Raw genomic sequence first — 15,402 nt, forward strand, 5'->3', positions numbered from 1 at the left:
CTTGTCTTTTCCATATCACATCACTTTAGCAGTGTAATGCAACTTTTCAATCGCTTGAATAAGTTGTTCATTGCTCACTTCAGGTTTTGCAACCACTTTTACGTTGCGTTCTTTCATATTGGCTTTGGTGGAAATCACTCCCTCAATAGAGCGGAGTTCTCGATTAACCAAATAAATACAAAGTTGGCAGTTCATTTCGGGCACACTTAACATCACCTCGCGTTGCGGTTGGGTTTGCGTGGTTTCGGTTGCGTGAGCAAAATGCGTTGGCAGGGCAGAGGAAGCCAGTCCTAAGGCTAAAATCCAAGTTTTCATTATTCCACCTGTTCTAATATCCACGGTAAAAATGTTGGATAAAATAAGAAGAAAAGAATGATGCCGAACACGAGCCAGTAAAGGACAAGCAAGGCTCGGCGTGATAAATATCGGGTACAGATGATTTTTTTCGAGAAAACCAAGAGCCAGAAGCCGTAACTAAATGCCACAAGCGAAAGCACCAACATTGGGATGCGTAAAAAATCAAATTGATTTAATTCGATAAGCCACGTGGAGGAAACGCCAAACAGCAAATAAATCAGCGGTGCAATGCAACAAAGGCTTGAAGTCACCGCAGCGACGACCGCAGTGACACAAGTTGCAATAAAACGATTATTTGATTTCTTTAGAGATAAATTCATAACCAAACTCTTTGGCATCGAATGAATTTAATGGCTCGCCGCCCACTTCTGCATACGGATAGCCAAAGTTGTTAAGCGGAGTGAGTTCTGGCGTTGGGTATAAAGCGAAATCGCGTGCGTGGTTAAATCCAACCCAGTTTGCTTCCCAGTTGCCAAATAGATAATTAGCAACTGCTTGTGTCTCTTTATCCTCCACCGATTTTTTCTCTGCTAGACGCATTTTTGCCACATCCGCCGAATCGACTGGCACCCAGCCAAAACCTGCAAGATAAAATTCTGCTCTGCAATGTTGCCCAGCATTTACGTTCGCTACGCCATCTTTAGCACTCCCGAATGCGGTTGCGGAATAAGCAGATATTTTCGGCGCAGCACCTAAGCGAATTCCGAAAATTTCACGTGCAGGAATGTTTACCGCTCGAGCCAATGCTACAAAGACAGAATTAATGTCGGTGCATTTGCCTTTTAACACACCTGTGGTCAGAATTTTTTCCACATCGCCATCACCACAGCCTAGCACGCTATTATCGCGTTCCATATTTTTGACGATCCATTGATGAATAAGCTCAGCTTTTTTGAGTGGATTAGTCTCGTTCCCAACGATTTTATCCGCTGTTTCTTTCACAATGCCGTCAATTTTAATATGATCGGTCGCTTTTAAATATGGCTGAACATCGATACTATATTCAATTTTTTCAGGCATTTGATACTGGCTTAACGCCCCTGTTTTACCATATTCACGATCTTGGGTTTGCACCACCATTTTCACTTTTAACAAGCGTTTTTCAGCTTTGTCATTCCAGTTTGCATAAAGTGTTTTCGCACCGTATTGGTTATTTTCAGTAATAAATGCTTTGTCGTAATTCCCTTCAAACTCTATCGATTTTACGGTTTGATAATCGCTGTCAAACGGCAATGGCACCCATAAATTAGTTTGTCCAGACGCCCCTTTCGGCACAACAAGATCGTAAGTGTTGGTAAATTCGTAAGTATGAAGTGTAGTGTTTGGATTAGTAAACGTTTGAGGTTGGTTTGCGTAGGCAAAACCTGTTGCCACTAGAGAGGCAAGAAGCATTTTCTTCATTGTAAGACCCTTAAAATAAACATAACTTGCTATATTTTAGCGTGAGGTTCGCTGCAAAGAGCGAGCCATTAGCATAGCGAGAACCGCAGAAAAAAGAAAGGGGTTTGATAAAAAATAAACAACAAGCGGTCTGATTTTGCAAAAGTTTTGCTGATTCAGACCGCTTATTTATCTATGTTGAGTCAAATTATTTAACGCTCACATCACGCCCGAAGAACTGTTCACCTAAGGCTTTTAATTTACCTTCGTTGCGAAGTTCAATGATTGCATTGCTGATTTTACTTAATGCTTCATCATTACCTTTATCTACTACTAAGCCTGCTCCAACTTTGTCATCCGATTCCCAGAAAATTTTTAAATCTGATTTTGGGTTTTTCTTGATGTAATCTAAGATAGCCAATGAATCGTTAAAAGTGAAATCAGCACGTTTGGTTTCAATCACTTTGATACTTTGTGCTAAGCCATCTACAGGAACAAGTTTCGCACCATATTTTTGGGCAAGTTCACCATAGTTTGAGGTTAAAGATTGTGCCGCTCGCAAGCCTTTAACATCTTCAACTTTATGGATGCGAGTTTCATCTTTAGGGGCAACTAATACCGCTCCCGACCAGTTATAAGATTCTGATTTATCAAAAATTGCTTGGCGTTCTGGGGTGGTCAATGCCACTTGGTTTGCCACTAAATCAAAACGACCTGCTTTTAAACCTGCCAACATGGAATCCCAATTAGTCTCTTTAAATTCAACTTTTATGCCTAATTTTTCCGCGACCGCACGGGTTACTTCCACATCGTAGCCTGTTAATTTGCCACTTTCATCGTGATAGGTAAATGGGGCGTAAGTGCCTTCTGTGCCGACGGTGACTACACCTTTATTATTGATGCGTTCTAAGAGTGAGTCTTTCGCAAAAGAAGTAGCTGAAGTGGCTAATGCTAAAGAGGTTAATGCAATTACAGATAATTTTTTTAACATAATAAAATCCTTAGTTTTAAACAAAATAATTTTTGTGCGAATGTACGGGCAAATTAGACTGCTTGCAAATAACTAAAAGGAATAAGTTATAGCCAAGCCCCACAACAGTGCTTAAATTTTTTGCCCGAGCCGCATACACAAGGCTGTTTTTGCGTTGGTAAGGACACCGTCGGATCAACAAAATACCAACGTCCACCAATCAAGACAAAAAGCGAACGCTCGTGATGTGCATCAATGCCATTTTCAGTATTAAAGAAGGCTTTAAACTTAACCCAACTATGTATTTTCGATACAAATGGTTGATGTGTAATGATTTCCAATCCCGCCCAATCAGTTTCCTCGCCCCATAGTTGCATTGCTGGCTGATCTAACAATGCCTGTTGAGCAGGTACGGTAGTTTCCACAATATAAGGAATATTCACCAAGGTATAAGCCGCATAGCGAGAACGCATGAGTTTTTCCGCCGTATCAGGAACAGCTTGATGTAAATGGAAAGGCTGGCAGCAATCAAGATAAGGTTTGCCTGATTGACAAGGGCAAAGAGAAGTTCGATTTATCATAAATTAACCCGTTATCTAAATATGATGATGCGTAATAAGATAAAAAATCAGCAAATAAACATTAAAAGCGTGACAACCCTATTGTGGATAACTTTGTGATTAAATCCGGAATAAGGTGAGATCTTTATTTAAGTAACTTTTAATGAAATTTTTCTTGTGGATAACCACTATGATTATCCACAACATATTCTTTCTTTAAAAAGACGATCTTAAAAGGTTTTGATCATCTTTAACTTATTGATCTAACGTGAAAAAATAGGTTTATCCGCAAAAATAAGCTCTACTAATAATTAAAATAGTAAAGATCTCTTTATATAAAGATCTTTTATAATATTAGTGCTCAAAAGATCACAGCTGTGACCGTACTCTGCTCAATGTTGTGATCGAAAAATGCTTTTCCTGATCATTTGATTTTAAGGTAGAATGATCATCCTTAATACAGATAAAATAAAAATAGGTTAGATATGATTTACAATGAAATTTATGATGTGATCGTGGTTGGTGGCGGTCATGCGGGTACCGAAGCTGCCCTTGCGCCCGCTCGGATGGGGCTAAAAACCTTACTTCTAACGCATAATGTAGATACCTTAGGGCAGATGTCGTGTAACCCTGCGATTGGTGGGATTGGTAAAGGGCATTTGGTCAAGGAGCTCGATGCCATGGGCGGGATTATGGCATTGGCAACCGATAAAGCCGGGATCCAATTCCGTACCTTAAATAGCTCAAAAGGTCCAGCGGTGCGTGCAACCCGTGCACAAGCAGATCGTGTGCTTTACCGCCAAGCCATCCGAACCACACTTGAAAATCAGCTAAATTTAGATATTTTCCAACAAGAAGTCGTTGATATTTTAATTGAAAATAACCGTGCTTGCGGTGCAGTAACCAAAATGGGATTAACCTTTAAAGCTCGTAGCGTCATTTTAACTGCAGGCACTTTTTTAGCGGGTAAGATCCACATTGGTTTGGATAACTACGAAGGCGGTCGGGCAGGCGATCCTGCTGCAACTACCTTAGCACAGCGTTTACGTGATCTAAACTTACGTGTTGATCGCTTAAAAACAGGAACGCCACCGCGTTTAGATGCTCGTACCATCAATTTTGATGTATTAGCAAAACAGCATGGTGATGCACAATTGCCTGTCATGTCGTTTATGGGAAGCATTGATTTACACCCTCGCCAAATTCCTTGTTATATCACGCATACTAACGAACAAACGCACGATTTAATCCGTAACAGTTTGGATCGTAGCCCGATGTATACGGGAATTATTGAAGGCGTTGGTCCTCGTTATTGTCCATCTATTGAAGATAAAGTGATGCGTTTTAGCGATCGTAATAGTCACCAAATCTACCTCGAACCCGAAGGTTTAAGCACGATTGAAGTTTACCCTAATGGGATCTCAACCAGCTTACCATTCGACGTACAAATGGGGATCGTTCACTCAATGAAAGGCTTAGAGAATGTGCGGATCATTAAACCGGGTTATGCGATTGAATATGACTATTTTGACCCACGCGATCTTAAACCAACGCTTGAAACCAAAGCTGTGGAAGGCTTATTCTTTGCAGGGCAAATTAACGGCACCACAGGTTACGAAGAAGCGGCAGCACAAGGTTTATTAGCTGGTATTAACGCTGCACTTCAAGTGCAAGGCAAAGAGGCATGGTATCCAACTCGCGATCTCGCTTATACGGGTGTATTGGTGGATGATCTCTGTACGCTTGGCACCAAAGAGCCATACCGTGTGTTTACCTCTCGTGCTGAATATCGTTTATTATTGCGTGAAGATAATGCCGATATGCGTTTAACCCCAATTGCTCACGATTTAGGCTTAATTGATGAAGCTCGTTGGGCTCGTTTCAATGAAAAAATGGAAAATATTGAGAAAGAGCATAGCCGTCTTAAACAGACATGGGCACACGTGCAAATGGCGAATTTAGATGGGCTAAATGCAATGCTTAACAGCCCATTAACGCGCGAAGCAAGCGGTGAAGATTTAATCCGTCGCCCTGAAGTGAGCTATGAAATTTTAACCCAAATCGCACCTTTTGCCCCAGCGATTGAAGATAAAGAAGCGGCTGAGCAGGTGGAAATCTCGATTAAATATCAAGGCTATATTGAACATCAATATCAAGAGATCGAGCGCCATAAACGCCACGAAAATACTGCGATCCCAGCGGAATTTGACTACGACAAAGTAGAAAGTTTATCGAATGAGGTGCGAGCGAAATTGATGCAACATCGGCCTGTGACGATTGGTCAAGCAAGTCGTATTTCAGGCATTACCCCAGCTGCCATTTCAATCTTGCTAGTGAACTTGAAAAAACAAGGAATGCTTAAACGCGGTGAACTGTAAGTGAGAAGTAAGGTTTAGATAAAGTCTAAGCCTTGTAATAAAAAGCCCTACGAATAAGTAGGGCTAAGATAAAGGCTAATCTAATTAAAATTATAGATTCGCTTTTTTGGTTGCTTTAGCATTGATATCGCAGTTTTTTATGATGATTTGGTCGCTATTTTTACCTTTCTGAACTAGATTAACTGGGAAAACAGAATCAAACGTGTCTAAAGTTAAACCGCTATCAACATTCCACACATACTTACCTGAAGTAAAGCTCGTAAAATCTGATTGTGATTTATCACGAGTGAAATCTTTTGCGATAATTTTGTTACCAATACTAACCATTGCGCCAGTAGGTTCTTGGTTTTCGAATTGATATACCGCAGTGACAGTTTTCTTATTGCAAGAATAAACAACCGTTTTATCTGTTACCGTTGGAGCTGCTTTTGCATAGGTAGGTAATGCGATAATAACGGTAGCAAGCGCTGGTAAAAATTTAACAAATTTCATTATAAAATCCTCTTTATTAATTACCCATAATTTATGGGCACATAATTAGAACATGTTAATGAAATAAAGTTCCTATATAAAAAATGAAATATAGCCAGCATAGATAACATCCTAAAAGTTAGGATCCCAAAATAAAAGGCATTTTGTGTAATAGGTGAAGATTTAATCCGTCGCCCTGAAGTGAGCTATGAAATTTTAACCCAAATCGCACCGTTTGCCCCAGCGTTTGAAGATAAAGAAGCAACTAAGCAGGTGGAAATTTCGATCAAATATCAGGGCTATATTGAACATCAATATCAAGAGATCGAGCGCCATAAACGCCACGAAAATACTGCGATCCCAGCGGAATTTGACTACGACAAAGTAGAAAGTTTATCGAATGAGGTGCGAGCGAAATTGATGCAACATCGGCCTGTGACGATTGGTCAAGCAAGCCTAATTTCAGGGATTACCCCTGCTGCGATTTCTATTCTGCTATGCTTAAACGTGGTGAGTTGTAAATAGAAAAATAAGGCTTGGATTTAACCAAGCCTTATTTCTTTTATTCTGTTGCTTTTTCAATTATTTTGGATACTCCCCAGACAAGGGCTATGGAAAGTACAAGTGGTGCTGTTGCAGAAATCACGGTTCCAGCTCCCATACCTCCTCCAACAATTTTCCCTAATGTAGCTAATCCGCTTGCTATTTCAGCTCCTCCAGTACCTGTACCAACTAATTTAGCTAATCCTGTGCCCCAAGGTAATTTAGTTGCTATCGTCATAATAGCTGGGGCTGATTTTCCTGCAACGGATAATGCAACCCCAGTTCCATATGTTGCTATGGTTGTAGGGGAGCCGATTAGCCAAGATGTTGGCTTTACAGGAGGAATTATAATTGGAATTCCTATAAATTTTTCATGAAACCATCGAGGAAGCCAGGAGTCTTCAATTTTTCTTTTCTCCCAATAAATACGATCACGGTAATCTTCTAACTGTTTTCTGTACTCTCTTTTATCATATTGATATTTCAAGAGCAATCCTAATAAAATTAGTGTAGACAAGATGCCCAAAGCTCCCCAAATAGTAAGTGTATCGGATACAAATAGGTTTGGAATACCAAATGCAGAAAGATTGATTAAACTAAAGATTAGTAACTTTTTAAGTAAATTAGGCATAAAAGCTCCTTAAAAATAGAAATAAGTATAGGTATCATAAGTTGTTTTTTTTTTGAGCAATGGTCTATCATTTATTATACAATTAAAAATTACACTTACTGAATGCTGACTTTCACAGTAAAATAAGGATAAAACGTAGGAAATAGCAGAATGAACCCAAAACTAGATCGCTTGCTTAGCCAAACAAATATTGAAATTAGCGAACAACAAAAACAGCAACTAATTGATTTTGTTAGACTTTTAGATAAATGGAATAAAGCGTATAACCTTACCTCTGTGCGTGACCCTGAAGAGATGTTAGTCAAGCATATTATGGACAGCCTTGTGGTTAGCCAGCATCTTGAAGGTAATCAATTTATTGATGTTGGTACAGGGCCTGGCTTGCCAGGGATTCCGCTGGCAATCATCAATCCTGATAAACAATTCACACTGCTGGATAGTCTTGGCAAACGCATTACTTTTATCAAAAATGCGGTGCGAGAGTTGAAATTGACTAACGTAACTCCTGTGCTAAGTCGTGTCGAAGAGTATCAAGAGAAGCAATTTGATGGCGTATTAAGCCGTGCATTTGCCAGCCTCAATGATATGGTTAATTGGTGCTATCACCTCCCAAATACAAGCGGTCGTTTTTATGCACTAAAAGGACAGTATCAGCCTGAAGAGGTTGCTGAAATTAACCAACCTGTAAAACAACTAGATGTAATTAAGCTTCAAGTACCAGAATTAGTTGGTGAACGCCATTTGGTTGTGTTGGCAAAAAAATAGATATTTGAAGTGGTATGATTTGGTAAAACTTAAGTAAGATCAGACCACTTATTTCCCTTAATCTAACTTTATTTAATGATAAAAATATCTAATTTTAAAAGTTAAAAAAACTAAGCAATAATTCCCTTTAATTTCTGTCACTAGGAGGATTTTTATCAATGAAATTGACATCTACGCTTATCGCAACTTTACTTTTCTCTGGTGTGGCTTCGGCTCACAATGTCTGGTTAGAACCCGAATCAAATACGGGGGAAATTCAACGTTATGTTGTCAAATTTGGGCACGAACAAACCGAGTTTTATCCTCAAGCAAAATTAAAACGAGTGAGATATATTGATGAACAAGGGCAAGTTCAGGACACTACGTTTGAATTTAATGCGAAACAAGGTGATAAAGGGGAGGCCGTTGTTGGTGATAAAGGAGCTAAAATTTATTACACCTTATTTAACAATGGAATTTGGTCTAAATTGCCTAGTGGCAAATATGTTGAGAAAACGAAGCGAGAAGTACCTAATGCGGAGTTTTCGATTAACCCGATTAAATTAAGTAAATCGATTGTGAAATGGGATGATGATGCGATGAAATATCATCATATGGACTACGAGCTCGTTCCACTTTCTAAACCTGAGGCTGGTAAAGCTCTCGATATTTTGGTTTTAAAACAAGGTAAACCTGTTCAAGGCATTAAAGTAGGATTAGGGGAAGAGCAGCCATTTAATCTTTCAAATGCACAAGGAATAGCTCAATTTATTCCAACCCAAGGCTTTAATAAAGTATGGGCGGAATTCGAGGAAAAAGTAGCAGGCAATCCTGATTATTCTGACCGTTCTTATGAATATATGCTGACCTTTGATGTACCATAATTCTATAAAATCGATGATAAACAAGCTCTTACAAGCGGTCATTTTTCTCTTTTTTTCTGCTAACACTTTTGCCCATGCGTTGCACATTACTGCCCAATATGATGGCGTGGCGATTTCAGGTAAGGCCTATTATTCCGATCAGACACCTGCAGTGGATACTTATGTGGAGGCGGTGAAACCGGGGGGAACTGACCCCGTGGTTTATGGTAAAACCGACCGTGAAGGACGGTTCAATTTGCCGTTTAATCAAGAGGGCACATTCAATGTGATTATTGAGGGAATGGAAGGGCATCGGGCGGAAACGCAAGTAACGAAAATGCAGGCTCAAGCGGTTTCTAGCCAAGAAATTCAACTGTTGCGAGAAGAGATCTCTCAGCTTCGAGATAAGATCTACTGGCGAGATATTTTCGGTGGCATTGGTTATATTCTCGGTATTTTCGGGACGGTTGCTCTGCTGAAAACAAGGAAGGGGCAATAATGCATTTATCTGAAGGCGTGTTGCACAGTCAAACCTTGATTGTTGGGGCTGCCGTAGCGGTGATGGGCATTGCACTTGGTTTAAAACGGCTGCAATCCGACCGTTTGTCCCTCACGGCACTCTTTGCTGCAGCTTTTTTTGTGGCAAGTACCATTCACATTCCCGTAGGTATTGGTAGCGTGCATTTGATTTTAAATGGCGTGGCAGGCATTTTCCTCGGTTGGGCGGTGTTTCCAGCCTTTTTGATTGCTTTGGTGTTGCAAGCTTTGCTCTTCTCCTTCGGCGGTTTCTCTGTGTTAGGCGTGAACCTCTGCATTATGGCGTTGCCTGCGTTGGTAGTGCATTATTTGAGCCGACCGCTACTGAGAGAACTTATCCGCAAGCGGTTAATTTCCACAGGTATTTTGGCTGGTGTGCTGGGTGTTGGTGGTTCAGCTCTGATTGCCTCTCTGGTGCTGGCGATCGACGGCGGCAAGCAGTATGTGGATCTCATTGGGCTACTTATCGTCTCGCACTTGCCCGTGTTTGTAGTCGATAGTTTGATTAGCGTGGGTGTGCTATTGACGCTTGCTAAAATGATGCCCGAGGCATTGCATCGTGAGTAATGTGAAAAAATGGCTCGAGCCACACTATCGCATAGTTTATGCTTGTCTGTTTGGCGTGATTGTTAGTAGCCTGACATCGGTAAAACTACTGGCAATTTTAACCGCTTGTGTGTTGTTTGCGGTCAGCTTTTTGCATAGCCATCAGCCGACACATTTGCTGAAACGCTGGCTGAAGTTCAACTTTTTTTCTGTGCTGCTGTGGGCAACCTTAAGCTGGAAAATAGGCGAAAATGGGCTGAGCTGGAATGAAAATGGGATAAATCTCGCGATTTTGATTACACTTCGAATGAATCTGATTGTGTTGTCGGTTTGGCTGTTTTTGCACCACGTTACTGACACCATTTTAGTGCAAGCCATCGCCAAATTACCGCTGCCGACAAAGCTCATTCATCTGTTTATTTTAAGTGTGCGTTATATTTCTCTGCTGGCGGAACTCAATCAAAAAATGGATATGGCAATGAAAGCCCGCGGGTTTCATCCAAAATTTAATCTGTTTACGATGAAAGTCTATGCCCAACGGGTCGCTCTATTGCTGATTCACTCAATGCTCAAAGCTGAAAAAGCGGAAATAGCGATGAAGGCAAGGGGATTTAAACTTTAATAAAAAAATGGTACTCAACGTCAATCACTTAACCCTTCACCGCAACCAACAAGCGGTGATTTCTGACTTAACTTTTGCAATTATCGACCAGCAAAAATTCGTTTTGCAAGGTGAAATTGGCACGGGCAAATCAACGCTATTGCTCGCTTTACTTGGTTTTGTGCCGCTGCATTCGGGCGAGATCAACTGGTTTGGTAAAAGCTGCCGCCAAGAAGCGGATTTTATGCTGTTGCGAGGAAATACGGTGGGGATTTGTTTCCAGCAAGCGGACGATCAGTTATTCGGACCAACCGTGTTAGATGACGTGGCATTCGGCTGTCTCAATCAAGGCAAAAGTAAGACGGAATCCTATCAGATCGCACTTGAACAGTTGGAAAAATTGGGCATTACGCACTTAAAAGATCGCCCTGTAAACTTGCTTTCAGGCGGCGAGAAAAACTTTACTGCACTCGCAGGCGTATTGGCAATGCAGCCGAAGATGTTGCTGCTTGATGAACCCACCAACGGACTTGATGCAAAAAATAAAGCAAAATTGACCGCTTTATTGCAAGGCTTGGAATTACCAATGCTGATTGCTAGCCATGATTTGGCGTTTAGTGAGGCGTTAGCGGACGAGGTGATTTGTTTGGGATAGCATTTCCTCCCTCCGTAAACGAAAGGAAAGAAAAAAGTATGTGAAGAATGCTTAAAACAACAAAAACGAGAACGTTATGCAAACACCCATCAAAGAAACATTCACAGGTATTGGGCAGATCTTTCTGCAGGAAAACGGATTAACGGGGCTAGTGATTACGGTCGCAATGTTTTTTAGCCATTGGACGCTCGGCGTGGCGTGTTTCCTCGGCTCGTTGATTGGCACGCTGACCGCACGTGCATTAAAATACCCGATCAGACAAATTCAACAAGGGTTATTTGGCTTTAATAGCTCACTCGCCTTTATGTGCGTGATGTTCACCTTCGGAGAAGAGAGTGCAGAGAGCCCGCTGTTATGGTTGTGGGGTATTCTGGCTTCCGTTATCGCCACGTTGATAATGCGTGCCTTTTTACAACGCCGAAAAGTGGCATTCACCTTCCCATTCGTGCTAACTTGCTGGTTACTTTGTTTTCTCACTGCCAAATTTCAACTCTTTGGTTTGGAACAAACTACGCCTGCGTTATCCGATTACACTGATACTTTTAATGCCATTCAAAGTCCACTGTACGCATGGGCAGAAGTCAATTTCGGCTCAAGCGTAATTACGGGGGGGTTGCTGTTCGTGGCAATCGCGATTAGTTCCCCCATGGCGGCTATGTACGGTATGGCAGCCGCAGTATTAGGAACAGCATTTGCCCATCATTTATTGGCGGTCGGAAACAATAATCTTGCTAATGGCTTATACGGCTTCTCACCAATTTTGGTTGCTTGTGCCTTTGCGGGCGAACGGTTATGCCACTTTTTTTATATTTTAGTCGGCACTTTGCTTGCGGTATTAATCCAATTCGGCTTTTCTACCCTTGGCATCGTGCCTTACACCATCGGTTTTATCCTCGCTAGTTGGCTGATTTTATGGCTGAAATCGAAGGTTGAAAAGGTTGATGTCAATTAAAGAAAAATGGTTGAAATGGCTTAATCCTTAGCTGGTCACAACTTAACGATATACCGTACAAGCGGTATAATTTCACCACATTTTGCAAATCATAATAGAAGGACAACGATATGCACTTAACCTCTAGAGAACAAGAGAAACTCATGCTCTTTTTAGCCGGTGAGTTGGCGGCAAAACGCAAAGCCCGCGGGCTAAAATTAAATTATCCAGAAACCATTGCTTATATTGCGAGCCATTTACAAGAGGCCGCAAGAGACGGGATGAGCGTGGCTGAAGTGATGCAGTATGGCTCAACACTTTTAACTGTTGATGATGTAATGGAAGGCGTTGCTGAAATGGTGCACGAAGTACAAATTGAAGCAACTTTCCCAGATGGTACGAAGCTTGTTACCGTACATAATCCGATTAGATAAAAAGTAGAAGGATTTAAATACTATGATCCCAGGCGAATACCAATTAGCTGAAGGCGATATTATTGCCAATGTCGGCAGAAAAACCGTAAAAATCGAAGTAACCAATTCAGGCGACCGTCCAATCCAAGTCGGTTCCCATTACCATTTCTTTGAAACCAATAATGCCCTTAAATTTGACCGCACTTTAGCGCGCGGAATGCGCTTAAATGTTCCATCTGGCAACGCAGTACGTTTTGAACCAGGTGAAGTGAAATCAGTGGAATTAGTTGCTTTTGGTGGTAACCAAATCATTTACGGTTTCCATAATCAAATTGATGGCAAATTATAAGGTAGGGCAAGATGGCATTAACAATTTCAAGAGCTCAATACGTAGCAACTTATGGCCCAACCGTTGGCGATAAAGTCCGTTTAGGCGATACCAATTTATGGGCAACCATTGAACAAGATTTATTGACCAAAGGCGACGAGTGTAAATTTGGTGGCGGTAAAAGCGTGCGTGATGGTATGGCTCAAAGCGGTACGGCAACTCGCGACAATCCGAATGTATTGGATTTTGTGATTACCAACGTGATGATCATTGATGCTAAATTAGGCATTATCAAAGCCGATATTGGTATTCGCGATGGGCGTATTGTGGGTATTGGACAAGCTGGTAACCCTGACACTATGGATAACGTCACGCCAAACATGATTATCGGTGCAAGCACGGAAGTCCATAATGGTGCACATTTAATTGCAACCGCTGGTGGTATCGATACCCACATTCACTTTATTTGTCCACAACAAGCACAACATGCGATTGAAAGTGGGGTTACCACGTTAATTGGTGGTGGAACTGGCCCTGCTGATGGTACACACGCAACCACTTGTACCCCTGGTGCATGGTATATGGAACGTATGTTTCAAGCGGCAGAAGCCTTGCCTGTAAACGTCGGATTTTTTGGTAAAGGCAACTGTTCAACCCTAGATCCTCTGCGTGAGCAAATTGAAGCGGGTGCATTAGGTTTAAAAATCCACGAAGACTGGGGCGCAACGCCTGCAGTAATTGATTCTGCATTAAAAGTGGCAGATGAAATGGATATTCAAGTGGCTATTCACACCGACACGCTAAATGAAAGTGGCTTTTTAGAAGATACCATGAAAGCAATTGATGGACGTGTGATTCACACCTTCCATACGGAAGGAGCTGGTGGCGGTCATGCACCTGACATCATTAAAGCAGCGATGTATTCAAACGTATTACCTGCTTCAACCAACCCGACTCGTCCGTTTACCAAAAACACCATTGATGAACACTTGGATATGTTGATGGTTTGCCATCACTTAGATAAACGCGTACCGGAAGACGTAGCTTTTGCCGATAGCCGTATCCGCCCTGAAACCATTGCAGCAGAAGATATTTTGCATGATATGGGCGTCTTCTCCATTATGAGTTCAGACTCTCAAGCGATGGGGCGTATTGGTGAAGTGGTAATTCGTACATGGCAAACCGCAGATAAAATGAAAATGCAACGTGGTGAGTTAGGCAATGAAGGAAACGATAACTTCCGTATTAAACGATATATCGCGAAATACACCATCAACCCAGCAATTGCACATGGTATTGCGGAGCATATTGGCTCGTTAGAAGTGGGTAAAATCGCAGATATCGTGTTATGGAAACCGATGTTCTTTGGCGTAAAACCTGAAGTCGTCATTAAAAAAGGCTTTATTAGCTACGCCAAAATGGGCGACCCAAATGCCTCAATTCCAACGCCACAGCCAGTGTTCTACCGCTCAATGTATGGTGCACAAGGCTTAGCCACAGCACAAACAGCGGTATTTTTTGTTTCACAAGCCGCTGAAAAAGCCGATATTCGTGCGAAATTCTGTTTACACAAAGAAACCATTGCCGTAAAAGGCTGCCGCAGCGTAGGGAAAAAAGATCTGGTTCACAACAACGCGACACCTGAAATCACGGTAGATCCAGAGCGCTATGAAGTACGTGTAGATGGAGAACTAATTACCTGCGAACCCGTGGATACGGTGCCATTAGGGCAACGATATTTTATGTTCTAAGCAGAAAAGAGCGGTCAAATTTTAAGGAGAATTTACAATGAAACTTTGGTACTCCACCACCAGCCCGTATGTACGTAAAGTGCTGGTAACGTTGAAATATCAACAACTCTTAGACAAAACAGAACTGATTAAAATTGGTTCATCATTTGATGCAAGCTCTGCGCATAATCAGGCGAATCCTCTGGGTAGAGTGCCAGCGTTAGAACGTAATTGTGGTAATTGGCTTTATGGCAGTTTGCTCATTTGTGAATATCTCGACCAAAAAGGCAAGGTAGAGCCTAAACTCATTCCAGAAAGTGGCAAGCCACGTTGGGCAGCGTTAGCGTTGCATAATTTAGCTGATGGCATTATGGAAAACACCGTGCCGATGATGGCTGAAAAAATGTTTCGCCCTGAAAGCGAATGGTGGACGGCTCGCCACCAACAACTAACTGAACGCAATCGTCAAAGTTTTGCAAGACTTGAGCAAGACTTAAAACCGTTTGGCACGGAATTAAACATCGGTACGCTAACGGCAGTCGCAGTCATTGATTGGTTCTTGTTTAGAGCAGAAAAAATAGGATTAGATCTTGCAAAAGAATTTCTAAATTTAACCGCTTGGGCGGCAGAAATGAATGAAAAATATGAGGTTTTAAGCGAGACAACGCCGACTTTGTAACCATTTTTGTGGCGTCACGAAATTGGTCTAAATAACCTAATTTCTCCGTATTTTCTTCTGCCAAATCTCCTGTACAACCCAAACA

Annotated in this window: 18 protein-coding genes and 2 pseudogenes; 13 read left to right on the forward strand and 7 right to left on the reverse strand. The window is 41.6% G+C overall.

The genetic code is table 11. The features are described 5' to 3' along the window. Positions 1-15 precede the first annotated feature (15 nt). From B0184_RS05215 to B0184_RS05235, 5 genes are all read right to left on the reverse strand, one after another. A complete protein-coding gene (locus tag B0184_RS05215; protein ID WP_005709819.1) occupies positions 16-315 on the reverse strand; it encodes a heavy-metal-associated domain-containing protein in 300 nt (99 codons plus the stop codon). Then, the gene (locus B0184_RS05220; RefSeq protein ID WP_005709815.1) at positions 315-677 is read right to left on the reverse strand and encodes a mercuric transporter MerT family protein; all 363 of its coding nucleotides are present in this window, start codon (positions 675-677) and stop codon (positions 315-317) included. Before B0184_RS05220 ends, B0184_RS05215 begins: the two co-directional genes overlap by 1 nt. Further along, a complete protein-coding gene (locus tag B0184_RS05225; protein WP_005709827.1) occupies positions 649-1,758 on the reverse strand; it encodes a transglutaminase-like domain-containing protein in 1,110 nt (369 codons plus the stop codon). The genes B0184_RS05220 and B0184_RS05225 overlap by 29 nt, the downstream gene beginning before the upstream one ends. Positions 1,759-1,945: 187 nt before the next feature. Continuing rightward, the gene (locus tag B0184_RS05230) at positions 1,946-2,728 is read right to left on the reverse strand and encodes an amino acid ABC transporter substrate-binding protein (RefSeq protein WP_005709821.1); all 783 of its coding nucleotides are present in this window, start codon (positions 2,726-2,728) and stop codon (positions 1,946-1,948) included. A gap of 86 nt (positions 2,729-2,814) precedes the next feature. Then, positions 2,815-3,288, reverse strand: a complete 474-nt coding sequence (locus tag B0184_RS05235; RefSeq protein WP_039851631.1) for a YchJ family protein — start codon at positions 3,286-3,288, stop codon at positions 2,815-2,817. Positions 3,289-3,752: 464 nt separating this feature from the next. Between B0184_RS05235 and mnmG the strand changes: the two genes are divergently transcribed. Continuing rightward, positions 3,753-5,645 (forward strand): tRNA uridine-5-carboxymethylaminomethyl(34) synthesis enzyme MnmG, encoded by a 1,893-nt coding sequence (mnmG, locus tag B0184_RS05240; RefSeq protein WP_078177643.1) that lies wholly within the window; start codon positions 3,753-3,755, stop codon positions 5,643-5,645. 90 nt (positions 5,646-5,735) lie between these two features. On the opposite strand, the gene B0184_RS05245 is transcribed toward mnmG, so the two are convergent. Continuing rightward, complete coding sequence (locus B0184_RS05245) at positions 5,736-6,137, reverse strand: hypothetical protein (protein WP_005708345.1); 402 nt, start codon at positions 6,135-6,137, stop codon at positions 5,736-5,738. A gap of 153 nt (positions 6,138-6,290) precedes the next feature. Here B0184_RS05245 and gidA point away from each other — a divergent pair. Further along, positions 6,291-6,641, forward strand: a pseudogene (gidA, locus tag B0184_RS05250) (tRNA uridine-5-carboxymethylaminomethyl(34) synthesis enzyme MnmG); the annotation flags it as partial. A 37-nt stretch (positions 6,642-6,678) separates the two neighbouring features. Here gidA and B0184_RS05255 read toward each other — a convergent pair. Beyond that, positions 6,679-7,290 (reverse strand): hypothetical protein, encoded by a 612-nt coding sequence (locus B0184_RS05255; protein ID WP_005709577.1) that lies wholly within the window; start codon positions 7,288-7,290, stop codon positions 6,679-6,681. 150 nt (positions 7,291-7,440) lie between these two features. On the opposite strand from B0184_RS05255, the gene rsmG reads away from it, so the two are divergent. The 11 genes and pseudogenes from rsmG to B0184_RS05310 all read left to right on the forward strand — a co-directional run bounded on the left by rsmG (position 7,441) and on the right by B0184_RS05310 (position 15,317). Beyond that, a complete protein-coding gene (gene rsmG / locus B0184_RS05260; RefSeq protein WP_005709574.1) occupies positions 7,441-8,055 on the forward strand; it encodes a 16S rRNA (guanine(527)-N(7))-methyltransferase RsmG in 615 nt (204 codons plus the stop codon). A 158-nt stretch (positions 8,056-8,213) separates the two neighbouring features. Continuing rightward, positions 8,214-8,918 (forward strand): DUF4198 domain-containing protein, encoded by a 705-nt coding sequence (locus tag B0184_RS05265; RefSeq protein ID WP_005709570.1) that lies wholly within the window; start codon positions 8,214-8,216, stop codon positions 8,916-8,918. 13 nt (positions 8,919-8,931) lie between these two features. After that, the gene (locus tag B0184_RS05270) at positions 8,932-9,396 is read left to right on the forward strand and encodes a hypothetical protein (protein WP_005709568.1); all 465 of its coding nucleotides are present in this window, start codon (positions 8,932-8,934) and stop codon (positions 9,394-9,396) included. Continuing rightward, complete coding sequence (cbiM, locus tag B0184_RS05275; RefSeq protein ID WP_005709569.1) at positions 9,396-10,001, forward strand: cobalt transporter CbiM; 606 nt, start codon at positions 9,396-9,398, stop codon at positions 9,999-10,001. The genes B0184_RS05270 and cbiM overlap by 1 nt, the downstream gene beginning before the upstream one ends. A 1-nt stretch (position 10,002) precedes the next feature. Then, positions 10,003-10,602, forward strand: coding sequence for an energy-coupling factor transporter transmembrane component T family protein (locus B0184_RS05280; protein WP_039851590.1), 600 nt, complete (start codon positions 10,003-10,005; stop codon positions 10,600-10,602). 7 nt (positions 10,603-10,609) lie between these two features. Beyond that, positions 10,610-11,236: an energy-coupling factor ABC transporter ATP-binding protein gene (locus tag B0184_RS05285; protein WP_005709572.1), complete on the forward strand. Its 627-nt coding sequence runs from the start codon at positions 10,610-10,612 to the stop codon at positions 11,234-11,236. 76 nt (positions 11,237-11,312) lie between these two features. After that, positions 11,313-12,219 (forward strand): annotated as a pseudogene (locus B0184_RS05290) (urea transporter). A gap of 79 nt (positions 12,220-12,298) precedes the next feature. Continuing rightward, the gene (ureA, locus tag B0184_RS05295; protein WP_005709581.1) at positions 12,299-12,601 is read left to right on the forward strand and encodes an urease subunit gamma; all 303 of its coding nucleotides are present in this window, start codon (positions 12,299-12,301) and stop codon (positions 12,599-12,601) included. 22 nt (positions 12,602-12,623) lie between these two features. Beyond that, positions 12,624-12,929 (forward strand): urease subunit beta, encoded by a 306-nt coding sequence (gene ureB, locus B0184_RS05300; RefSeq protein ID WP_005709582.1) that lies wholly within the window; start codon positions 12,624-12,626, stop codon positions 12,927-12,929. Positions 12,930-12,940: 11 nt separating this feature from the next. Then, on the forward strand, positions 12,941-14,659 hold the full coding sequence (ureC, locus tag B0184_RS05305; protein WP_005709579.1) for an urease subunit alpha: 1,719 nt from the start codon (positions 12,941-12,943) through the stop codon (positions 14,657-14,659). 37 nt (positions 14,660-14,696) lie between these two features. Further along, the gene (locus B0184_RS05310) at positions 14,697-15,317 is read left to right on the forward strand and encodes a glutathione S-transferase (protein WP_005709571.1); all 621 of its coding nucleotides are present in this window, start codon (positions 14,697-14,699) and stop codon (positions 15,315-15,317) included. Positions 15,318-15,402 lie beyond the last annotated feature (85 nt).

Origin of the sequence: Haemophilus paraphrohaemolyticus (assembly GCF_002015045.1) — a bacterium.
GTDB classification, from domain to species: Bacteria; Pseudomonadota; Gammaproteobacteria; order Enterobacterales; family Pasteurellaceae; genus Haemophilus_A; species Haemophilus_A paraphrohaemolyticus.